This window comes from Pseudomonas sp. BF-R-30, from assembly GCF_019956175.1.
Lineage (GTDB): Bacteria > Pseudomonadota > Gammaproteobacteria > Pseudomonadales > Pseudomonadaceae > Aquipseudomonas > Aquipseudomonas jessenii.
In genome coordinates, this window is record NZ_JAHBDE010000033.1 from 309299 (window position 1) to 330637 (window position 21339).

The 21339-nt window shown below is 61.6% G+C and carries 19 protein-coding genes; 12 read left to right on the forward strand and 7 right to left on the reverse strand.

Annotation, left to right across the window (positions count from 1 at the left end):
• Positions 1-15: 15 nt before the first annotated feature.
• Positions 16-1686 (reverse strand): diguanylate cyclase GcbA, encoded by a 1671-nt coding sequence (gene gcbA, locus KGB20_RS18490; RefSeq protein WP_057712158.1) that lies wholly within the window; start codon positions 1684-1686, stop codon positions 16-18.
• A 486-nt stretch (positions 1687-2172) separates the two neighbouring features.
• On the opposite strand from gcbA, the gene KGB20_RS18495 reads away from it, so the two are divergent.
• The 6 genes from KGB20_RS18495 (at position 2173) to KGB20_RS18520 (ending at position 8951) form a co-directional block, all read left to right on the forward strand.
• Positions 2173-3240: a DUF2333 family protein gene (locus tag KGB20_RS18495; RefSeq protein ID WP_150813551.1), complete on the forward strand. Its 1068-nt coding sequence runs from the start codon at positions 2173-2175 to the stop codon at positions 3238-3240.
• 3 nt (positions 3241-3243) lie between these two features.
• On the forward strand, positions 3244-3801 hold the full coding sequence (locus KGB20_RS18500; RefSeq protein WP_057712156.1) for an NUDIX hydrolase: 558 nt from the start codon (positions 3244-3246) through the stop codon (positions 3799-3801).
• A gap of 296 nt (positions 3802-4097) precedes the next feature.
• Positions 4098-4469, forward strand: coding sequence for a translation initiation factor Sui1 (locus KGB20_RS18505; protein ID WP_057712155.1), 372 nt, complete (start codon positions 4098-4100; stop codon positions 4467-4469).
• A 219-nt stretch (positions 4470-4688) separates the two neighbouring features.
• Complete coding sequence (gene speA, locus KGB20_RS18510) at positions 4689-6602, forward strand: arginine decarboxylase (RefSeq protein WP_057712154.1); 1914 nt, start codon at positions 4689-4691, stop codon at positions 6600-6602.
• Between the two features lie 232 nt (positions 6603-6834).
• Complete coding sequence (locus KGB20_RS18515; RefSeq protein ID WP_154910387.1) at positions 6835-8154, forward strand: type VI secretion system Vgr family protein; 1320 nt, start codon at positions 6835-6837, stop codon at positions 8152-8154.
• Entirely contained in the window at positions 8151-8951 is an 801-nt protein-coding gene (locus KGB20_RS18520) for a DUF4123 domain-containing protein (protein ID WP_154947839.1), read from the forward strand. Before KGB20_RS18515 ends, KGB20_RS18520 begins: the two co-directional genes overlap by 4 nt.
• A 31-nt stretch (positions 8952-8982) precedes the next feature.
• On the opposite strand, the gene KGB20_RS18525 is transcribed toward KGB20_RS18520, so the two are convergent.
• Positions 8983-10332, reverse strand: a complete 1350-nt coding sequence (locus KGB20_RS18525) for an MATE family efflux transporter (RefSeq protein WP_154910389.1) — start codon at positions 10330-10332, stop codon at positions 8983-8985.
• Between the two features lie 163 nt (positions 10333-10495).
• Positions 10496-10789, reverse strand: a complete 294-nt coding sequence (locus KGB20_RS18530) for a hypothetical protein (protein WP_154910390.1) — start codon at positions 10787-10789, stop codon at positions 10496-10498.
• A gap of 262 nt (positions 10790-11051) precedes the next feature.
• On the opposite strand from KGB20_RS18530, the gene KGB20_RS18535 reads away from it, so the two are divergent.
• The 4 genes from KGB20_RS18535 to KGB20_RS18550 are packed head-to-tail and all read left to right on the forward strand — an operon-like array spanning position 11052 to position 13343.
• Complete coding sequence (locus tag KGB20_RS18535) at positions 11052-11354, forward strand: MazG-like family protein (protein WP_085727452.1); 303 nt, start codon at positions 11052-11054, stop codon at positions 11352-11354.
• The gene (locus tag KGB20_RS18540; protein ID WP_154910391.1) at positions 11354-12103 is read left to right on the forward strand and encodes a methyltransferase domain-containing protein; all 750 of its coding nucleotides are present in this window, start codon (positions 11354-11356) and stop codon (positions 12101-12103) included. The genes KGB20_RS18535 and KGB20_RS18540 overlap by 1 nt, the downstream gene beginning before the upstream one ends.
• A gap of 12 nt (positions 12104-12115) precedes the next feature.
• A complete protein-coding gene (locus KGB20_RS18545; RefSeq protein ID WP_057712147.1) occupies positions 12116-12724 on the forward strand; it encodes a DUF4136 domain-containing protein in 609 nt (202 codons plus the stop codon).
• Between the two features lie 55 nt (positions 12725-12779).
• The gene (locus KGB20_RS18550; RefSeq protein WP_057712146.1) at positions 12780-13343 is read left to right on the forward strand and encodes a DUF4136 domain-containing protein; all 564 of its coding nucleotides are present in this window, start codon (positions 12780-12782) and stop codon (positions 13341-13343) included.
• Between the two features lie 108 nt (positions 13344-13451).
• Here KGB20_RS18550 and KGB20_RS18555 read toward each other — a convergent pair whose 3' ends face one another.
• Positions 13452-16220: an ATP-binding protein gene (locus KGB20_RS18555; RefSeq protein ID WP_154861075.1), complete on the reverse strand. Its 2769-nt coding sequence runs from the start codon at positions 16218-16220 to the stop codon at positions 13452-13454.
• The gene (locus KGB20_RS29035) at positions 16217-16345 is read right to left on the reverse strand and encodes a hypothetical protein (protein WP_256355997.1); all 129 of its coding nucleotides are present in this window, start codon (positions 16343-16345) and stop codon (positions 16217-16219) included. The genes KGB20_RS18555 and KGB20_RS29035 overlap by 4 nt, the downstream gene beginning before the upstream one ends.
• Positions 16346-17263: 918 nt before the next feature.
• Between KGB20_RS29035 and KGB20_RS18560 the strand changes: the two genes are divergently transcribed.
• The gene (locus KGB20_RS18560; RefSeq protein ID WP_090452940.1) at positions 17264-17620 is read left to right on the forward strand and encodes a DUF6124 family protein; all 357 of its coding nucleotides are present in this window, start codon (positions 17264-17266) and stop codon (positions 17618-17620) included.
• Positions 17621-17678: 58 nt separating this feature from the next.
• On the opposite strand, the gene KGB20_RS18565 is transcribed toward KGB20_RS18560, so the two are convergent.
• Positions 17679-18533: a MaoC family dehydratase gene (locus KGB20_RS18565; RefSeq protein ID WP_154910393.1), complete on the reverse strand. Its 855-nt coding sequence runs from the start codon at positions 18531-18533 to the stop codon at positions 17679-17681.
• Between the two features lie 2 nt (positions 18534-18535).
• Entirely contained in the window at positions 18536-19888 is a 1353-nt protein-coding gene (locus KGB20_RS18570) for a 3-oxoacyl-ACP reductase (RefSeq protein ID WP_150813542.1), read from the reverse strand.
• Positions 19889-20111: 223 nt separating this feature from the next.
• On the opposite strand from KGB20_RS18570, the gene KGB20_RS18575 reads away from it, so the two are divergent.
• Positions 20112-21339 (forward strand): acetyl-CoA C-acetyltransferase (locus KGB20_RS18575; protein ID WP_223532832.1); only part of this gene is annotated, 1228 nt, incomplete at its 3' end.

The window sequence follows — 21339 nt, forward strand, 5'->3', positions numbered from 1 at the left end:
GTTATTGCGTTTCTGTTACAGGGTTATGACCGTATCGGTCGATTCCGATAAAAAAGTGGCACTTTGCTTTGATGTGCGTGCGCCCTGTACGCGATTGCGTCCGCCGTGTTTGGCGCGATACAGCGCTTCGTCCGCCTGGTTGGCCATCATCAGGCTGTCGGAGCTTTCGCAAAGCTCAACCACTCCGGCACTGAAGGTGCACCACAGATCCTCGGGTTGCGCGGGGTAGTGAATCTCGGCAAAGCGCTGACGGATTTCATCGAGCACGTTGTAGGCCGCTTCGATATCGGTATCCGGCATGACGATGGCGAACTCTTCGCCACCGTAGCGGCCGATGAAGTCGGTTTTGCGCAGGCGTTGCTTGAGAAACAGCGCCAGGCTCTTGATGACCCGGTCACCCATGGGGTGGCCGTGGCTGTCATTGACCCGTTTGAAGTGGTCAATGTCGAGCATGGCAAAGCTCAGCGGCTTGCTTTCGCGGCGGGCGCGGAACGAGCAGTCTTCGAGCAATTGCAGGATATGCGTGTGGTTGTATAACCCGGTGAGACTGTCGCGGACCATCCGTGCCTTGAGGTTGCGTGCCCGGGCCGCGCGGTTGCGCACGGTGGTGATCAGGTGCCGGGGCTTGATCGGTTTGGTCAGGAAGTCGTCGCCGCCCTCGCTCATGGCGTCGAGCTGCTTGTCCAGGTCGTCTTCGGCCGACAGGTAAATGATCGGCACGCTGACGTAACGATCGTTATGGCGGATCACCTTGGCCAGTTCCGTACCGGTGCAGGCCGGCATGTACATGTCGAGGATGATCAGGTCCGGCTGGAAGTCCGCCAGTTCGGCCATGGCCTGGATCGGCTCGATGAGCGTGCGGGTGACGATCCCGGCGCTGTTGAGCAGGCGCTCGGTGTGCAAGGCCTGGGCGCGGGAGTCGTCGATGATCAGCACTTTATAAGGCTCGTACTGGGCAACGCAGGTCAGGACTTCGATCTTCTCCAGCAGGCTCGACGCTTCGAGGGTGCCGGTAAGGAATTCCTGGCCGCCGGCACGCACGGCGGCCAGGCGGGTCGGGGTGTCGGTTTCGTGCAGGCTGAAGAACAGCAGCGGCAGCTGATGATCGAGGCCTTCCTGGGCTTCGGCGGCCAGTTTCAGGCCGACACCGGTGCCACTAAAGTCCACGTCCATGACAATCGCCGCCGGCATGCGCTCGACCATCGATGAGCGAAACGCGTCTACGCTGTCCAGGGACTGGGCGCTGAGGCCGAAGAATTCCAGTTGTTTGGCCAGGCGCTCGGCGCGGTCGTGATCCTGCAACATCACGTAGATGGGCTTGCGCAGCGGCGGCAGGAAGGTTTGATCGAGTTGGTCGCCATGGCGCAGGCCGGTGCGTGACAGGCGCTGCATCAAGCGGTTGAGATCGGTGATCAGGCCACTGCTCAGGCGTCCGCGATTGGCGTCGACCGCTTCCAGTGACTGACCGATGTGGCGTGCCAGTTGCGAGTGTTCCGGTTGTTCGAAACGCTCGGCGAAACGCAGCAGGCGCAGATTGGCCTCGCTCAGTTCCGAAAGGTCGGCGGTGGACCACTCACTGCGTTGCAGGCGCTGCCATATCTCAAGAATCTGACGAGCCTGATGAATTACCCGCTGGGCAAAGTGGTGCTTGAGGCGCTCGCGGCTGGGATCTTCTGGCTCGGTCATATCCTGACTACTAGTTAGGGTGCACACTGAGGTCGAGTGGTGGCTCTATGCTAGCACCACTTTTCCATTACATGAGTGCTGTACGTCAATAATCTGCAATGTGTCTTTATTCAGTTTGTGACTGGCCGGTCTTGTTCTAGCCTTTCAAGTCGCGGTTTTAAGGGGCGAAGTGCCTGAATCAGGGCACTTGGCGGGCGCGGGGTGGAAGTGGACGAGTGACGGAACGCCGGCCATTCATGATTTTTTTGCCAGTGCTGATCGGCCCGTTTTTTTGGGCTTTAGAGGGTCGGGGATTCCCTTAGGGTGGCAATCCAAACCATTAGGGGGGATTTTGAGGGTCGCAGCGTCGTCGGGTGCACAGACGTTCTTTTGATCCGCAAGCCCGGTAATTTTCCACATCGGTGCGATGGCGGGTGCCGGGCCAAGGCACGTTGTTGTATGGTTGTGGTCGAACCGTTGAACTCAAGAGCTTGAAAGGATATCGCCATGCTGGACTGGAAGAACCGCACAGACAGTGCGCCTGAACGTACCGCTGAACCGAAGTCGGAGACCCGCAGTTATCTGGGTGGTCTGTTGTTCAGCCGGGCGCTGGCCACTCTGCTGGGCATCTACCTGTTGGTGGCGAGTGTCCTGGGCTGGTACTGGAGCCAGGAGCCGGCGCTGTTCCCGGTCCAGCAAACCGCTCAACTGGCGGCCGAGAAAGAAGGCAAGCAGATGGTCGTCGGCTACACCACGGTGGAAACCCTCAAGACCGTAGCCGGCACCTTGCTGACCAAGCCGGGCGGCTATATTTCCAACGACCGATTCCCGCCAGGCCTGTGGATGGACAACATGCCGAGCTGGGAATATGGCGTGCTGGTGCAGGTCCGCGACCTGAGCCGGGCACTGCGTAAAGACTTCGCCCGTTCGCAGTCGCAGTCTGCCGAAGACGCCGACCTGGCAAAGGCCGAGCCGCGTTTCAACTTCGACAACAAGAGCTGGGTGCTGCCGTCCAGTGAGTCCGAGTACCAGGAAGGCATCAATTCCCTGAGCCGCTATCAGGCGCGACTGTCCGATCCTAACCAGAAGAGCGCGTTGTTCTATGCCCGTGCCGACAACCTGAACAACTGGCTGGGTGACGTCGGCACCCGTCTGGGTTCGCTGTCGCAACGACTGTCGGCCAGTGTGGGCCGGGTCAAGCTCAACACTGCGCTGAAGACCGAGGTGGTGACGCCGGGTGTGGCGCCGCAAGTCGATGAGGAAATCGTCGAAACCCCATGGCTGCAGATCGACAACGTGTTCTACGAAGCTCGCGGCCAGGCCTGGGCTCTCTCGCATTTGCTGCGCGCCATTGAAGTCGACTTCGCCGATGTGCTGGCCAAGAAGAACGCCACGGTCAGCGTGCGCCAGATCATTCGTGAACTGGAAGCGTCGCAGGAGCCGGTGTGGAGTCCGATGATCCTCAACGGCAGTGGCTTCGGCGTACTGGCCAACCACTCGCTGGTCATGGCCAACTATATTTCCCGGGCCAACGCGGCGGTGATCGATTTGCGTCAACTGCTCAATCAGGGCTGAGTCATGGTCGATAATGCCAGGGAGGCCGCGCACCGTGCGGCTTCCGATGCCGAACAGATCGCCTGGGTTGACGAGCAGGACAACCTGCTCGGCGCCCTGGTCCGTTCCGATTTGCGCGAGCGCGGGCTGATCGGGCGCGGCACCTACATTATGTTGTTCAACTCCGCTGGCGAGCTGTGCGTGCATCGCCGCACCCTGAGCAAGGCAATCTATCCCGGTTTCTGGGACGTGGCGGCGGGGGGCATGGTGCTCGCCAGTGAAACCTATGCCGAGTCGGCGGCAAGGGAGCTGGAGGAAGAACTGGGCGTGAGTGGCGTGGAACTGACCGCCCATGACCACTTTTACTTTGAGGACACCGGCAATCGCCTGTGGTGTTCGGCGTTCTCGGCGGTGTGGGACGGCCCGTTGATCCTGCAACCGGAAGAGGTGCTCGAAGCGCGCTTTATCCCTATCGATCAGGTCATGCTGGAAATCGAGCAAAAGCCTTATTGCCCGGACTCTCTGGCCGCATTGAAGCGCTATTTGCGCTCACGCCGGATCGACGTCGCAAAACAGCTATAAATTGGCGCCGATTGGCTCTTAGCAATCGGCGTTTTTGCCGTTACACTGCGCGACCTTTTTAAACTGAACCGGTATGGCTTCCTGTAGGAGCGAGCCTGCTCGCGAAAAACGCAAGAACGACACGGGCTGTCTGACGTCCCGCGTCATCGTTGACGTCCATCGCGAGCGAGCTCGCTCCTACAGTGAAATGAATGTCGTACCGTTTCAGTAGCGCTGCCCCTGCCTGAGTGGGGCTTCGCGGTCGATAGCCTTCCCAAGTGCTGCGACCAGTCTTTGTCCTCCGAAGAGGATTGCCGGTGGCCAAAAAAGCCGCATCCTTCGCCGCCTTGGGCGGCCTGGTATTTTCCACCGACGCAGGTCGTCATTGCCCGGAATGCAGTAAACCGGTGGACGCCTGCATCTGCAGACAGACCGTTATCCCGGCCGGCGACGGCATCGCTCGCGTGCGTCGCGAAAGCAAGGGCCGTGGCGGCAAGACGGTGACCACCATCACCGGCGTGCCGTTGGCTGAAGACGCGCTCAAGGACCTGGCCACGACGTTGAAGAAACGTTGTGGTACCGGTGGGGCGCTGAAAGACGGTGTCATCGAAATCCAGGGCGATCATGTCGAGCTACTCTTGGCAGAACTGATCAAGCTCGGTTTCAAAGCGAAGAAGTCCGGCGGCTAGCAGCCTCTGTGAAAACCACCCTCGGCTTGATCCGGTCCTGATGACATTCAGGTCCGGCATCGTCTACATGGTTTTCACAGAGCCTGTTCATGACCGGTATCTAAACTCACTGCGGTCGGCGGGGTCTATTGCCTCGTTGACGAACCGTCATTTTCATTCTTTAGACTGCGCCGGCCTGAACCCAGGCGACGCACTATGACTTCTTTATAGGGGACTTCGATGTCCGTACGACGCACACGCAAAGACGATGGCAGCCAATGGACAGTTGCGGACAGCCGCAGTGTTTACGGGATTCGCCATTGGGGGGCCGGGTATTTCGCGATCAATGACGCCGGTCGCGTCGAAGTTCGTCCGAACGGTCCGAGCAGCTCGCCTATCGACCTGTACGAGCAAGTCGACCAGCTGCGCAAAAGCGGCCTGTCCTTGCCATTGCTGGTCCGTTTCCCGGACATCCTGCAAGACCGCGTGCGTCAGCTGACCGGCGCATTCGACGCCAACATCGAGCGTCTGGAATACCAGAGCAAGTACACCGCGCTGTACCCGATCAAGGTGAACCAGCAGGAAGCGGTGATCGAAAACATCATCGCCACCCAGAACGTTTCCATCGGCCTGGAAGCCGGCTCCAAGCCTGAACTGCTGGCGGTGCTGGCACTGGCGCCGAAGGGCGGCACCATCGTCTGCAACGGCTACAAGGACCGCGAGTTCATTCGCCTGGCGCTGATGGGCCAGAAGCTCGGCCACAACGTGTTCATCGTGATCGAGAAAGAATCCGAAGTCGGCCTGGTGATCGAAGAAGCGGCTTCGCTCAAGGTCAAGCCTCAGGTCGGCCTGCGCGTGCGCCTGTCGTCCCTGGCCTCGAGCAAGTGGGCGGACACCGGCGGTGAAAAATCCAAGTTCGGCCTGTCGGCGGCGCAACTGCTGTCGGTGGTCGAGCGTTTCCGCGCGGCGGGCCTGGACCAGGGCATTCGCCTGCTGCACTTCCACATGGGCTCGCAGATCGCCAACCTGGCGGACTACCAGCACGGTTTCAAGGAAGCGATCCGTTACTACGGCGAACTGCGCAACCTCGGCCTTCCGGTGGATCACATCGACGTCGGCGGTGGCCTGGGCGTGGACTACGACGGCACGCACTCGCGTAATGCCAGTTCGATCAACTACGACATGGACGACTACGCTGGTGTCGTGGTCGGGATGCTCAAGGAATTCTGCGATGCGCAGAGCCTGCCGCACCCGAACATCTTCTCCGAAAGCGGCCGTTCCCTGACCGCGCACCACGCGATGCTGGTGATCCAGGTGACCGACGTCGAGAAACACAACGACGACGTGCCGCAGATCGAGAACAAGGAAGCGCTGCCGGAAACCGTGCAGTGGCTGGTGGACCTGCTGGGTCCGACCGACATCGAAATGGTCACCGAAACCTACTGGCGCGCCACGCACTACATGAGTGATGTTGCCTCCCAGTACGCCGACGGCAAGCTGACCCTGGCCGAGAAAGCCCTGGCCGAGCAGTGCTACTTCGCCGTGTGCCGTCGCCTGCACAACTCGTTGAAGGCACGCCAGCGTTCCCACCGTCAGGTGCTGGACGAACTCAACGACAAGCTGGCCGACAAGTACATCTGCAACTTCTCGGTGTTCCAGAGCCTGCCGGACACCTGGGCCATCGACCAGGTCCTGCCGATCATCCCGCTGCACCGTCTCGATGAAGAGCCGCTGCGTCGTGCGGTACTGCAAGACCTGACCTGTGACTCCGACGGCAAGATCAACCAGTACGTCGACGAGCAGAGCATCGAGACCAGCTTGCCGGTGCACGCGTTGAAAGAAGGTGAGGACTACTTGCTGGGTGTGTTCCTGGTCGGTGCCTACCAGGAAATTCTTGGCGACATGCACAACCTGTTCGGTGACACGGATTCGGTGAACATCTACCAGAACGCCGATGGCAGCGTGTACCACGCCGGTATCGAAACCCACGACACCATCGAAGACATGCTGCGTTACGTGCACTTGTCGCCGGAAGAACTGATGACCCACTACCGCGACAAGTGCGCCAGTGCCCGCATCAGCGCAACCGAGCGCACGCAGTTCCTCGATGCCTTGCGTCTGGGGCTGACCCGTTCGTCTTACCTGTCTTCCTGAGGTAAGCGTCACGCTCATCAGGTCGTCTGAAAATTTACCGTTCGCTGCGGAAATTTCAGATGACCTGGTGCGGCAATTCTCCTGTTCCAGGCGAAATTTCCAGCATCTTCGACGACCCAACGCATTTGGTCTTCTTTTCGCGTAGGTTATTTCCTAATTTGTATTTCGGCACTCTACTCGGCCATGTCTCTCAGCGAGAATCCCCGGCCGCCCCTCCTGTAGAGAAACGCCGATGTTCAATCCAGTCAGCGAACCGTCATTTCGTCTGGATGTAGCAGGTCTGCCCGATTCCTTAGAGGTCCTGGTCTTTACCGGCAGAGAAGCCATCAGCGAGCCGTTCGTGTTCGACCTGGAACTGCTGATCGAAGACCCGGTGCTTGACCTTGCCAGTTTGCTGTATCGCCCTGCCTCGTTGCATTTCGGACCAGCCGGAAGCTACGTGCATGGACAATTGCATGAGCTCGTCCAGCGTGACCACGCCAGAGGACCCCGACTCTGCCAGGTGCGCCTGGGGCCAAAACTGGCTTGCCTGGCCCAGCGCTTCAGCCAGCGAATCTTCAGTGCCCGATCAGTGCCGCAAATCCTTGACCAGATCCTCAAGGAGCACGGCATTACCGGCAAGGATCGACGTCTGGAGCTAAGTGGCCAATACCCGCCCCGGGATTTTTGCACACAATATCGAGAGTCAGACCTGCAATTTCTCCAGCGACTGTGCGCCCAGGAGGGGCTTCACTACCACTTCGAACACCGGGCCCGCGGGCACTGTGTGGTGTTTGGTGATGACCGGCAGCATTTTCCAACCGGCGAACCTGTGGTATTGCGCAGCGAGGGCGATCGACCGGTGGTGCGGCAGTTCGAACGTCGGCGTAGCGGTGGGACGGCCGTGCAGTGCGCCGAATGCCGGACGGACCTGGCAACCTTGCGCAGCGGTCGACTGATGCCGCTGTCCGGTCATCCGGTTGCCGATTGCAATCGGCTCTGGCTGCTGACCAGCGTTGAGCATTGGGGCAGCCAGGATACGACGACGCCTTACCACAACCAGGCCCGTGCCCTGCACTGGCCGGCACCCATCAAACCGCCCTGTGCGACGATCGAACCAAGGATGCATGGCCCGCAACGGGCGTGGGTCGTCGAGGTCGATGAGCCAAGCCCTGACCCGCAAAGGCCGGTACCGGTGCAATTCGACTGGCTTTATCAGGGCGAAGGGGCGACGCCCAGTCATTGCTGGCTGCCCCTGGCCAGGCAGTTGCAGGGTTCGACGTTCACGCCGATACGGGAAGGGACTGAGCTGGTCGTGGGTTTTGTCGAGGGCGATCCCGATCAACCGCAGATAACCGGGGTGCTGCATGCGCCGGCAACGGTCGAGGTGACGGACGCCGACACCCCCCAGCCCGGCTGCACCCATGATGAGGGCCTGGAGCAATGGTTGCGCTCGGGGGAGCCATTGCTGATGTTGTGTCTGCTACCCGGTGGCGGCAGCTTCAACCATTGCGCACAGGCTTTGTGCACCTGTCGTCTGGCGACGCAGCTTGGCCAGAGCTCTGGAGCATGATTGCCACACGTACGCCCGAGGCACCCCCGCAGTGGCTGTTGCTGGATGTGCCGGGCACGCCGCAGGCGGGTGTCACACTTCGGCAAATGTTTGCCCAGGCCCGATGGTTCGGGTTGTTCGAAGGCACGGAGTGGCATGCACTGCATGAACAGGGGCCGGTCCTGGTCGATCTGCGCACCTGCCCGGCACTGGCCGATTTATGCATCGTCGACGGAAAACGCTGGCCCGGACTGCTGGTGGTCAGCGAGGCGGGCGCTTCGTCGTTGCTGGCGCATTTGCGGCGCATGCTCACGGTCACGCTTGGCCTGCACCGGGCCCTTTTGAGTTACTACAACCCAACCACGGCCAGTTATTTTTTCGATGCCTGCGATGCGGTTGAACTGAGTCGATGGCTAGGACCTATCCACCAGTTACGCTGGTTCGGCGGTAGTTGGGCCGACCGCGCGATGGGGTGTGAGGGCTGGCAGCGCTTGTCCAACCCGGGGTTGTCGGTCAGCCCGTTGGCAGTCGAGGAAAGCCTCAGCGTTGGGCAGCAGGGAAAATTGCAAACCTGCCTGCTCGAGCAGCATGCCTGGCGCTGGAGCCGATCCACCGGTGTCGATTTTCCCCGCCTGTGGGCTCATGTGCAGGAGGGGATCGCGCTGGGGTTCAGCGAGCGCCCGGTGCTTGATGGCTGGATATGGCTACGCCTGCAGTATCCCGACGCGGTGCCCGTGCAGCCGTTGCCGGGCGGAACTCAACAGGAACGCCTCGATCACCTGCGAAACCGGTGGCAGAACGATCCACCCTGGCCATGAGGTCGAAATTAATTGTCGGGGCCACGCCCGATCAGTGAATACCGCCGGCGAACCAGCCATCGTTACGGCGCAGGCGCCAGGCGATCATGCCAAGGGTCAGGCTGCGCAGCAGCATGAACAACAGAAAGGTTATCCACAGGCCATGGTTGCCCCCGCCTTGCAGTGCCCAGCCGAAAGGCAGCACCAGCGCCACGGTCAGCAGCATGCCGTTGCGCATCTCCCGGGCGCGGGTGGCGCCGATGAACAGGCCGTCGAGCAGGTAACTCCAGACGGCAATCAGCGGCAGTACGGCGAGGTAGGGCAGGTAGATGAACGCGGTGTCGCGCACACTTTGAATGTCGGTCTGCATCTCGATGAACAGATGCCCGGCGAACAGAAACAGCGCGGCAAAGCCCAGGCTTGCGAGCAACGACCAGCCACCGGCCACCACCAATGAACGGCGCAGGGCATCGCGGTTACGGGCGCCAAGAGCATGTCCGCACAGGGCTTCGACAGCGTGGGCCAGGCCATCGAGGGCGTGGGCGGTCAGCAGCAGGCCATTGAGCAAGAGAGCGTTGGCCGCGACCGTGGCGTCGCCCAGCCGTGCGCCTTGCACAGTGATCAGGAAGAACACCGATTGCAGTGCCAGGCTGCGGATAAAGATATCGCGGTTGACCGCCAGCAATGGCCGCCAACTCTGCCACAGCGCCAATGCCGCCCAGACGATATGCCCGGGGTAGGCGCGCAGGGCTTTGCGGGTCATCAGCAAACCGATCAGTGCGCCGGTCCATTCGGCAATCACCGAGGCCCGGGCAGCACCGACCACGCCCCATTCCAGGCCGAGGACGAACCACAGGTTCAGGGCAATGTTGACCAGGTTGGTGCTCAGCAAAATCGCCAGGGGTGCCCGGGCATTCTGGGTGCCGAGGAACCAGCCGACCAGGGCATAACTGGCGAGCGCCGCCGGCAGGCCGAACAGGCGGGTATGGAAGAACTCGCGGGTCAGCTGATCGAGCTCAGCCGACGGTTGCATGAAATGCAACGCGACCCCGCTCAAAGGCACGCCCACCGCACCCAGGACCACGGCCAGGCCGATGGCGAGCAGCAGGCCTTGCAACAGAATCTGCCGCAAGGCGGCACCATCCCCACGCCCCGCTGCCTGGGCGGCGAACCCGGTGGAGCCCATGCGCAGAAAGCCCATGGCCCAGGCAAGGAAGGTGTACAGACTGGCCCCGACCGCGACGGCACCGAGTTGATGGGCGTGGGGCAGGTGACCGATGACGGTGCTGTCGACCAATGCCACCAGCGGTACGGAAATGTTCGAGAGAATCATCGGCGCGGCGAGTGCCCAGACCCGGCGATGGGTAGGGCGGTCGCGCCAGTCGGCGGTCAGGTTGGACATGCAGGCTCCTTGGAGGAGCGGGCATTGTAGCGGCACATCGAGGGCGAGCCGCGATCAATTGTGGGAGCGGGCTTGCTCGCGAAAGCGGTCGTCCAGTCAATAATGACTCGACTGACCTGCCGTCTTCGCGAGCAAGCCCGCTCCCACAGTGATTTGTGTGGTGTCAGTGGATGATCCAGCTGAGCAACCACAGCCCCAGCAGCAACCAGATGAAACCCATGATGAACGACGCATTGAGAAAGGCGCGGATCGCTGACCACAGCAGGATCAGGCCGAGGATCAAGGTCACGATGCTGATGACCGAGGTATCCATGCCCAGCGCCTGGGACAGGCCTTCGATGAAATTGCTGCTGGCGTTGCTCAACAGATTGAACAGACCACTGAGGCCATCAACGATGAAGCGGATGATCGAGCCGAGTACCTGGCCGAGCCATTCGGAAAAACCTTCTACCTGCATGAAGTGAACGTCCTGTTTAAAGAGAATTGAGTCTTGGGCTGTCGATCATGCTGCCGAGTTTCCACAAGCATAGAGGGTTGCACAATACCTGTGGGAGCGGGCTTGCTCGCGAAGGTGTCATGACATTCAACATCAATGTTGACTATCAGTCAGCTTTCGCGAGCAAGCCCGCTCCCACAAAAAAACAATGCCAACCGCTCCAACTTTGTCACTTGCCTTCACCTGTGATCCCCCCGAAGCTATACGTCTTCAGGAGAGCCCGATGAACCTTGTTGAACTGACCGAACGCCTGCACGCCATCCGTGACCGCAATGACTGGCGGCAATTTCACAGCCCGAAAAACCTGGCCATGGCCGCGAGCGTGGAAATGTCCGAGCTGGTGGAAATTTTCCAGTGGCTGACCGAAGACCAGTCACGCCAGTTGCCGGCGGACAAACTCGCCCACGCCGGGCAGGAAGTCGGTGACATCGTGCTTTATCTATTGCTGCTGTGCAGCGAACTGGGCCTGGACATGGACGCCGTGGTGCGCAGCAAGCTGGCGGACAGCGAACGGAGGTTCAGCTGATGAGCGACCGTCATTTCGATCAACTGGCGACCCGTTTCGCCGAAAAAATCTACGGCGGTGCCAAAGGAGCGATCCGTCTGGCGGTGTTGCAGGCCGATCTGGCCGAAATCTTGCCCGACCGGCCGCTGCGCGTGCTCGATATCGGCGCCGGGCTTGGCCACATGTCGTTGTGGCTGGCCGAGCGCGGCCATCAGGTGACCCTCGCCGAGCCTGCCGAGCCGATGCTCGAAGGCGCCCGCCAGCGTTTTGCCGAAGCAGGGCAGAGCGCCACGTTCATTCAGGCACCCTGGCAGGAGCTGCTCGGGCAACTCACCGAACCCTACGACCTGGTGTTGTGCCACGCCGTGCTGGAATGGCTGGCCGAACCCCACGCCATCCTGCCGGTGCTGCATCAGCTGACCAAGGCTGACGGCTGGCTGTCCCTGGCGTTCTACAACCGTGACGCGCTGATATATCGCAACTTGCTCAAGGGGCATTTCCGCAAGATGCGCAAGAACGACATGGCCGGCGAAAAGCAGAGCCTGACCCCGCAACAGCCCCTTGATCCGCGCGAGCTGGCGGCGCAACTTGAAGGTCTGTGGCAGGTCGAAACCATGAGTGGCGTGCGGGTTTTCCACGATTACATGCCGGTGGAATTCCAGGCCCGCGCCGAGCTGGCGGATCTGCTGGAAATGGAACTGGCCCACCGTCGTCATCCGAGCTTTGCCGGGCTTGGACGTTACTTGCACTGGATCTGTCGGCCTGTCTGATCGGAGCACGCAATGAAAAGTCATTCAGGTGTACTGGTGTTCTGCCTGGGGCTGGCTGCCTGTCAGGGCAGCAACCCCTATGTCGCCACGTCCAACCCATTGCCACCGGCGCCGCCCCAGGCCGCCAACACCTTTGACCGCAGCGCTTACCCGGCAGCCCCCCGTGACTATGGGCGCTACCGCAGTTGGGCCTGGCTCGACGGGCATCTGCCACCGGGCACCGCCTGGGCCGACTCGGCACAGATCGCCGAAGCGGTCAGCAATGCGCTGGATCAACGCGGCTTGCGCCCGTTGCACGACAATCGCCCGGCCGACCTGTTTGTCAGCGCCGACCTGCGCCTGGAAACCCGTTTGCGCCAGGTACAGGACGACTATTACGGCGGCGGTTATGGTGGCTACAACGGCTACGGCCCTGGATATGGCGGGTACGCCACCGTACCTGTCGTTCGTACCTATCAGGAGCAAGTCGTGGTGGTTCAGGTGGATATGTTTGACGCCAGGAGCGGCCAGCCGGTGTGGAGCTCCAGCGCTGAAACCGGCAACCGGGGCAGCGAAAGCGAGCGGGCCGATGCCATACGGGAGGCTGTGAAAAAGGCAATGTCGGCGTATCCTCCTAGTTAGCTTCTTGTAGATAAGAAGCATTCCGCAGGATCATGCCTTCAACCGGAGACTCATCATGTTCCGCCGTTTTGTTTTACTGGCAGTGGCCGCGCTGCTCAGTGCCTGCGCCGCCAACCAGGTCAATCATGACTTCGACGCCAGCCGCGACTTTGCTGCCTATCGCAGCTGGACCTGGAAAGAACCCGCCCTGCAATACCGTCCCGACGATCCACGGATCAAGAGCGACCTGACCGAGCAGCGCATCCGTCAGGCGGTTGCCGATCAACTGGATCAGCGCGGTCTGCGCCCGGCCGCCGCAGGCGCCAAGGGCGATTTGAATGTGCAGACCTACCTGATTGTCGAAGAGCGGCAACAACAGGTGACCACCAATTACGGTGGCGGCTGGGGTAACCCGTGGTATGGCTACTACGGCGCCCCCATGTATAACGAAACCCGCAACGTCAGCTACAAAGTGGCGACCATCCAGATCGACCTGCTCGATGGCAAGGACGGCAAACTGGTGTGGCGTGGCAGTGACGAACAGATACTCAGCCGCACGCCGAACCCGACGGATCGTCGCGATGCCATCTGGGAAACGGTCACGCGGATATTGGCCAACTACCCGCCGCACGCATCCTAGAGTCAGCCAGTCTCTCAACCCCTGTGCCCTACAGGGGTTTTTATGCCTGGCACTGGCGAGCCTGGGGATCGACCTGAACAAAGTCGAGGTGGGTGCCAACCTCCGTTGTCACTCGGGACGCCCATCCCCGGCGATCTGATCCGGCAGCACAATCGGCAGTTCTATGCAGAAACGCGCACCCTCGGTGGAGTTCCTGACGCTCAGCTTGCCGCCCATGTTCTCGACAATGTCATAGCTCACCGAGAGCCCCAGACCGGTGCCGAAGCCCACCGGTTTGGTGGTGAAGAACGGCTCGAAAATCCGCTCCAGCAAACGCGGGTCGATACCGCCGCCGTTGTCCTCGACCCACAGGCGTACCGAGTGTGTATCCCGTTCGGTGTACAGCGAAATCCACGGCTTGAACCCGGGCAGGGTTTCGCGCTTGCCGAGCAGCGCGTCCCGGGCGTTGACCATCAGGTTGATCAGTACCTGTTCAAGCTGATCGACATAGCCGCGCACCTGCACTTCAAAACCGGTTTCGCTGATGCGCAGGTCGACGCCTTTGTCGCGCAGGTCCTCGGACAACAGTGAGAGCGTGCCTTCGATGGCCTGGACCGGGTTGAACGGTTGCTGCTCGGTTTCCGAGCGGCGGCCGAACACCCGCATGTGGTCCACCACCCGCGCGGCGCGCTGCACTTGCGTGTCGATGCGCGTGAGCTTGTCGATCAGGTAATCGACCTGTACATCGCCGTTGTTCAGGCGCTTGAGTACGTTGACGATAGCCATGCGCATCACGTTCAGCGGCTGGTTGATCTCATGGGCCAGGCCGGTGGCCATTTCTCCGAGGGTGGCCATTTTCGCGCTTTGTGTGAGCTGCTGCTGCGCGCGCCTCACCTCGGTGTTGTCGCGCCCCACGGCCTGGACCTCGAGCAACCGGCCGTGTTCATCGAACACCCCACGATCGGACCAGACCCACCAGGCGTGTTCGCAGCCGGGCAGTTGCAGGTTGATCTCGGCGGTGCTGACCGGAAACTCGGGGCTCAGTCGGTTCAGCCGCTGGATGAATGCAGTGCGCTGTTCCCCGGACATCCAGTCGCCCAGATTCACCCCCGGCAATTGTTCGGGCGCCAACTCCAGACAGGTGGCCAGCGGGCGGTTGCCGAAGGTCAGGGTCAGGTCCGGCTGGTAGCGGCAGATCATCGCCGGCGAGTCTTCCACCAACATCCGGTAGCGTTCTTCACTCTGCCTGACCTGTTCGGTGGCCAGGGTCGCTTCGGTGATGTCCAGCCACAGACCCACGGCTTCCACCGGCAGGCCGAGGTCGTTGCGCAACAACTTCGCTTCATCCAGCAGCCAGTGATAGTCGCCGTGACTGTCACGCAACCGATAGCGGGCGCGCACCGAGCCTTCACGCAGCAACAGCCGCGTGCGCTCGAAATACTGCGGTCGGTCGTCGGGATGCACCCGCTCCACGAGCGCCCCGGGTGCGCAGTCGGCGAGGGTCCAGCCGAGCAGTGGCAACAGGCTGTCGCTGAAAAACACCGGGTGCAACGCACCGTCGACATAGCGCTGTACGTAAATCACCGCCGGAGAGCTGGCGATCAGATTGTCCAGGCGTGCATGGGCGGCGATGGCGCTCTGTTCCTGGTTCTTGATGTCGCTGATGTCGAGCATGAACCCCACCAGACGACGGTTTTTCCCCGCGCCAAGAGCCTGGCCTTGCAGGCGATACCAGGCGGGTGCGGGCGCACCGTAGGGGCGATACAGGCGCACGCACAGCAGCAGGGGAGTGCCAGTCTCCTGCAAGTCTTGCAGGCAGATGCGCAGCTCTTCGCGGTCGGCGGGATACACCTGATCGAGCCAGTCCTGCATGGATAAACGCGACATTCCAAGGTTCAGGGTAGTGGCCAGCGAAGGTGCCAACTGAACCTCGTCGCTGTCGCTGAAAACTTCCCACCAGCCTGTTCCCAGCAAGGCTTGCAGCGATTCCAGGCGTTCCAGTTGCAGGTGATGCCGGTGCTCGCGCAGGCGCCCGAGCAAGGGACTGGCGAGCGCGGCGGTGATTTGTAGCCAGTCGCGTTCCGTGACATCGGGGGCGCGTTTTTGCGCCGTGAAGAAACCGCACAGCAACCAGGCGACCACCCCTTGCGCATCATGATAGGGCACGGCGAAGCCATCGGTATTGCCGAACGCACCTTGCAGGCGCGGGTGTTCGCGCGGGGTCAGGTGCTGCGGTGCCGAGCCGCTCAAACTGTCCAGCCCCGTGCCCAGGCGTTGACCGTTTTGCCACAGCTGCGGTGCATCCAGGGCTGCGTAGTGCTGGTGAATCTGCCAACCATGTTCCTGCTCATCGAGCAAGGCGAGAGCAATGCAGGGGATCTGAAAACGCTGGGCCAGGCTTTGCAGTTGCTCGGTCAGCACCTCGGGCAGGCGCGTCAGGCTGCACAGGCGCAACTGTTCGGCGATTTGCTGCGCCAGCACCTGGCATTGTTCGCGGTTGCGCGATTGCAGGCGCTCAAGCAGCAAGTCGCCGATGTCCAGCATCTGCAACAACCAGGTATCGGCCAAGGGCTGCGCCCAGCCGCGCAAATGCAGCGGGGGGCCGTTGAGGCTGTAGAAGTCCAGGTCCAGGGTTTGCCCCTGCCAGTCCGCCGGCGAGCCTTCGATGACGAGGCTGCTGTGGGGCAACAGGAAGTCGAACAGATGCGGTGCCTGCTCGCTGGGGGGGTGCTGGGCCAGCAAGTGCCGCAGCGGACCGCTCAGTTGAACGACACGCCCCTCGGCATTGAGCTGCATCTGCAATCCGAAACTGTGCACCCGCGGTGCCTCTTGCGGCTCCGGCGGGGGCGGCGGATGGCGATGGAGCAGGCGCCCGAAGAGTTTGTCCCCGGCACTCAAAATTGCAGGCTCGCACTGGTCGTGAGGGTCGCCGGCAGATTCGGATGAATGGCGGCGGTCAGCAATCCCAGGGCGAACTCATTCGCGGCGGCACTTTTTTGTTTGTGGGGGAGGCTGGCTTTCATGAGTGCGTCTACCTTGACCATCACTGAGTAATGTCAGCATAGAATCATTCCGCCAAAATGGAGGTTTGGGTTGTGTACATATCCATTGCTGCGGTAACGGCGGCTGGCGGTTTCGCCCTTACGGCGAGTCCCTTTTGGCAAACGCCCCAAAAGGAACCAAAAGGTCTCGCCCCTTACGTACGGCCCCTCGCTTAGGCTCGGGGTTCCTTCGCTGCGGTATTCATCCGGGGGCATTGCCCTCCGGTCGGCTTCGCTTCGACCTACATGCAATGAGTTCGACTGCGTCGAACGGCGCTGCGCGCCTGTCCCCGGATGAACACCTCCACTCAGCCTTCCGAGGGGGCGGGTGGATCAAGATCAAGAGCTGCAGGCGAGCTAACGCTCGGCCTGATGAGTGGTGAGAAGCAGCGGGTGTACGCCGACTTATTGTGGGAGCGGGCTTGCTCGCGAAGGCGGCCTGACAGCCGAACTGAATTTGGCGGATGTACCTCGACCCTGTGGGAGCGGGCTTGCCCGCGAAGACGGCCTGCCAGCCGATCTATTTCTTTCAGATGTACCCAGCCCAACTGTAGGAGCCTGCTCGCGATGACGTCCTTTCAGCCAACACATTCCTGTGTAGTTTTCCTCAGATCCCGAGGAAATCTCCGACATGTTTCTCAGGTTGTCCGTCGGAAGCGCGATCTCTAGCCTTTGTCGGTCGCTGCAAAATCAGTGATCGGGTTTGGTCGCCCGGGTTTAGAATGGCGCACAGTGCCGCGTGAGCGGCATTTTTGTGCTTGCTTAATGGCGAGCTGTGCGTGGGAGGGCTTAGGCCCTGCCGGGTTTCCATTCCCTGGTCGACCAACCTGCGTACGGTTCGCCACCCTTCTGCTTGGTCGCAGTGATGGCGAACTCCAAATCCAAGAATGGAGCTTCACCATGTTCAAACCCACCCCAAATCCCCCCGAATCCGACGACGTTTCTCCCTACCAATCCCCTCACTCAAATAAATTCCACGAAGCCGCCGACCGCGCCCTCGATCACTACCTCAATCCGCCCAAGCCACCTGCCGTTCACAAACCCAGCACTATGTTCGTCATCGCCCCGGACATCGATACCGAGACCCTGCTGGCCCACGCCTGTGAGTCGCTGGCGTCGGCGAGTGTGATGGCGAGTGATTTCGCAGGTTTTCTGGAGGGCTCGCAGCGCAACACCCTGCTGGGGATTGCGCAGGTGATCATGCTGGGTGAGCTGGCGGTGAACCGGGCGTTGGATAATCTCGATCCGCAAAACTAACCGCGGAGCTTTTGTGGCGAGGAGCCAGCGCCCTCGCCACGTCGAGGTATCAGCTTTATCAGGCAACCGGCCGCCAATGCCCGACCATATGCTCCAGCTCCCCGACACCCACCAACTGAAAATCCCCGCTCGGCCCTGGCGCACTGGCCAGTAACGTCACCTCGCTGGGCAACCGTACCGGTTTCTTGAACTGCACCGCGATCTCGACATTCGCTACAGGCAGATGCCCGGCCAGTGCAGCCAGCGTGCGCGCCTTGTTCCACAGGCCATGGGCGATGGCGGTCGGGAAGCCGAAGAGTCGGGCGCTGGCCGCGCTGAGGTGGATGGGGTTGTAGTCGCCGGACACCTTGGCGTATTGCCGGCCGATGTCCGAAGGCGCTTTCCAGTGCTCGACTTCGCTCAGGGCCAGGCTGGATACCAGGCTCTCTTCGAGCGGTTCACCCTCGAGTTTGACGCCGCGACAGAGCATCCGGCTTTCTGCTTCCCACAACGGCCCCAACTGATCGTCGAGGGTGGTCAGCAGATCGAACGTCGCGCCTTTGGCGTGGGGTTGCAGGTTCTGCACTTGCACGCTGACGCGCACCCGATTCACTCCACCCATGGGACGCAGTACACGAACGCGATTGCTCAGGTGAATCAGGCCCAGTAGCGGGAACGGGAAGTCCCTGGTCGTGAGCAGTTGCATCTGCAAGGCAAACCCGAGGATGTGCGGGTAGGTCGGTGGCAGCAGGCCGTTGTCGGCGAAACCACAGACCTTGCGATAAGCCGCCAGGCGCTTGGGATCGACTTCGACCCAGCAACTCAAACCCGAATCGGGTAGGGTGGTGCCCGTGATTTTTCGCCGTGTCGCCGCTCGTGCGTACAATCCCGGCAGGCCGGGTTCGCGGTTGAGTGTGTGCCAGTCGGTGATCATCCTTAAGCCCCCAGAACGCTTTGCCCGCATACACGCAACGCTTGCCCGGTAAACGCGCCGGTGCCCGGTTGCGCGAGCCAGGCCACGGCCTCGGCGACGTCCTGCGGCAGGCCGCCCTGGCCAAGCGAACTCATGCGGCGTCCGGCTTCGCGCAGGCCGAAGGGAATGTGCGCGGTCATCTGTGTTTCGATGAAGCCCGGTGCCACGGCGTTGATGCTGATGCTGCGCTCGTGGAGTAGCGGCGCCCAGGCTTGCGCCAATCCGATCAGCCCGGCCTTGCTCGCCGCGTAATTGGTTTGCCCGCGATTGCCGGCGATGCCGCTGATGGACGCCAGCAGGATCACCCGGCCGTTGTCGTGCAGGGCGCCGCTGTCGAGCAGGGCTTTGGTCAGCACTTGCGGCGCATTGAGGTTGACCGCCAGCACCGCGTCCCAGAATTCCGGGGTCATGTTGGCCAGGGTTTTATCCCGGGTGATGCCGGCGTTGTGCACCACGATGTCGAGCCCGTCGGGCAGTTGTTCAATCAACTGCGCGGCGGCGTCTTCGGCGCAGATGTCGAGGGTGATGGTGCGCCCGCCGAGGCGCGAGGCGAGGGCTTCGAGATCGTTTTTGGCCGGCGGCACGTCGAGCAGGATGACGTCGGCACCATCGCGGGCCAGGGTTTCTGCAATGGCGGCACCGATACCGCGCGCCGCACCGGTGACCAGTGCCTTGCGCCCGGCGAGCGGGCGTGTCCAGTCGGTGACGGGCGTCAAACACGGACTCAAGCGAATGACCTGCCCGGACACGAAGGCGCTTTTCGGTGAGAGGAAAAACCGCAGTGGGCCTTCCAGTTGCCCCTCGGCACCTTCACCGACGTAGATCAATTGCAGGGTGCCACCGCTGCGTAACTCCTTGGCCAGTGAACGGCTGAAACCTTCCAGGGCACGCTGGGCACTGGCGGCGAACGGGTCGCGCAAGGTTTGCGGATCGCGCCCGAGAATCACCAGGTGCGCACAGTGGTCGAGGTTTTTCATCAGCGGCTGGAAAAACTCGCGAAGTTGCTTGAGCTGATCGGTGTGCAGCAGGTCACTGGCGTCGAACACCACGGCCTTGAGTTTCGGTCCGTGGCCGGGAATCCAGGCCGTGGCCATCGAAGGCTCGGCGCCGTAGCTGTAGATTGCGTCGGTCAGACGGTTGGCGAAAGCGCTGACGTGTTCGGCCAACGGCCCGCCTCCAATCAGCAGGGCGCCTTCTACAGGTCGCAACCGGCCGGCTTGCCAGCGCTCCAGTCTGGTCGGTGTCGGCAACCCCAGGGCGCCGACCAGGCGATGGCCGATGGACGAATTGGCGAAGTCGATATAGCGGTCAGACATGGAACACGCTCCGAAAGCTGGGGATCAAAGTGTGGACCATGAATGGCGATCAGTCGTTCGATCCACGAGATAAGGCCTACGCTTGGTTACATTGTAGGAGCGAGCTTGCTCGCGATGGCGGTGTATCAGCCAACAACGATGTTGAGTGTGCCGGCCCTTTCGCGAGCAAGCCCGCTCCCACAGGGGGCTGTGTTCGGTTCAGATCATTCATCAGGAGCTTTTCATGACCCAACTGCACCGCGTCGCGATCATCGGCGGTAACCGGATTCCCTTCGCCCGCTCCAACGGCCCCTATGCCACGGCCAGTAACCAGGTGATGCTCACCGCCGCCCTCGAAGGCCTGATCGAACGTTACAATCTGCACGGCCAGCGCATTGGTGAAGTGGTCGCCGGGGCGGTGCTCAAGTTGTCGCGAGACATGAACCTCACGCGCGAGTGCGTACTGGGTTCGCGACTGTCGCCTGCCACCCCGGCCTATGACATCCAGCAGGCGTGCGGTACCGGGCTGGAGGCGGCGTTGCTGGTGGCGAACAAGATTGCCCTGGGCCAGATCGACTGCGGCATCGCCGGTGGCGTGGACACCACCTCGGATGCGCCAATCAGCGTCAGCGAGGGGCTGCGCAAAATCCTCCTGCAAGCCAACCGCGCGAAAACCACCGGCGACAAACTGAAAACCTTCCTGCAATTGCGTCCCAAACATCTGATCCCCGAATTCCCGCGCAACGGCGAGCCGCGTACCGGGTTGTCCATGGGCCAGCATTGCGAGCTGATGGCCCAGACCTGGAACATCCCTCGCCAGGCACAGGATCAATTGGCGCTTGAGAGCCATCAGAAACTGGCGGCGTCCTACGCCGAGGGCTGGCACAACGACCTGATGACACCGTTCCTGGGCCTGACCCGCGACAACAACCTGCGCCCGGACTCCACGCTGGAAAAGCTCGCCGCGCTCAAGCCGGCCTATGAGAAAAGCGCCAAGGGCACCCTGACCGCCGGCAACTCCACGCCACTGACCGATGGCGCGTCACTGGTGCTGCTGGGCAGCGAGGAGTGGGCCAACGCACGCGGGTTACCGATTCTGGCCTACTGGCGTGACGGTGAGGCGGCGGCGGTGGATTTCGTCAACGGTGCCGAAGGGTTGTTGATGGCGCCGGTCTACGCCGTACCGCGCTTGCTCGCGCGCAATGGTCTGTCCTTGCAGGACTTCGACTACTACGAAATCCACGAAGCCTTCGCCGCGCAAGTGCTGTGCACCTTGAAGGCCTGGGAAGATCCGGAGTACTGCAAAACCCGTCTCGGGCTCGATACGGCGCTGGGCTCGATCGACCGCAGCAAGCTCAACGTCAAGGGCAGCTCACTGGCGGCGGGGCATCCGTTTGCCGCCACGGGCGGGCGCATCGTCGCCAACCTGGCGAAGTTGCTGGATGCGGCGGGCAAGGGGCGGGGGCTGATTT

Coding starts and splice junctions, on each gene's coding strand:
- KGB20_RS18540 (WP_154910391.1), top strand. CDS start 11,354: ATGAGCGACCGTCATTTCGATCAACTGGCGACCCGTTTCGCCGAAAAA.
- KGB20_RS18515 (WP_154910387.1), top strand. CDS start 6,835: ATGTTCAATCCAGTCAGCGAACCGTCATTTCGTCTGGATGTAGCAGGT.
- KGB20_RS18495 (WP_150813551.1), top strand. CDS start 2,173: ATGCTGGACTGGAAGAACCGCACAGACAGTGCGCCTGAACGTACCGCT.
- KGB20_RS18525 (WP_154910389.1), bottom strand. CDS start 10,332: ATGTCCAACCTGACCGCCGACTGGCGCGACCGCCCTACCCATCGCCGG.
- KGB20_RS18530 (WP_154910390.1), bottom strand. CDS start 10,789: ATGCAGGTAGAAGGTTTTTCCGAATGGCTCGGCCAGGTACTCGGCTCG.
- KGB20_RS18500 (WP_057712156.1), top strand. CDS start 3,244: ATGGTCGATAATGCCAGGGAGGCCGCGCACCGTGCGGCTTCCGATGCC.
- KGB20_RS18565 (WP_154910393.1), bottom strand. CDS start 18,533: ATGATCACCGACTGGCACACACTCAACCGCGAACCCGGCCTGCCGGGA.
- KGB20_RS18545 (WP_057712147.1), top strand. CDS start 12,116: ATGAAAAGTCATTCAGGTGTACTGGTGTTCTGCCTGGGGCTGGCTGCC.
- KGB20_RS18535 (WP_085727452.1), top strand. CDS start 11,052: ATGAACCTTGTTGAACTGACCGAACGCCTGCACGCCATCCGTGACCGC.
- KGB20_RS18570 (WP_150813542.1), bottom strand. CDS start 19,888: ATGTCTGACCGCTATATCGACTTCGCCAATTCGTCCATCGGCCATCGC.
- speA (WP_057712154.1), top strand. CDS start 4,689: ATGTCCGTACGACGCACACGCAAAGACGATGGCAGCCAATGGACAGTT.
- gcbA (WP_057712158.1), bottom strand. CDS start 1,686: ATGACCGAGCCAGAAGATCCCAGCCGCGAGCGCCTCAAGCACCACTTT.
- KGB20_RS18550 (WP_057712146.1), top strand. CDS start 12,780: ATGTTCCGCCGTTTTGTTTTACTGGCAGTGGCCGCGCTGCTCAGTGCC.
- KGB20_RS29035 (WP_256355997.1), bottom strand. CDS start 16,345: ATGAAAGCCAGCCTCCCCCACAAACAAAAAAGTGCCGCCGCGAATGAG.
- KGB20_RS18560 (WP_090452940.1), top strand. CDS start 17,264: ATGTTCAAACCCACCCCAAATCCCCCCGAATCCGACGACGTTTCTCCC.
- KGB20_RS18520 (WP_154947839.1), top strand. CDS start 8,151: ATGATTGCCACACGTACGCCCGAGGCACCCCCGCAGTGGCTGTTGCTG.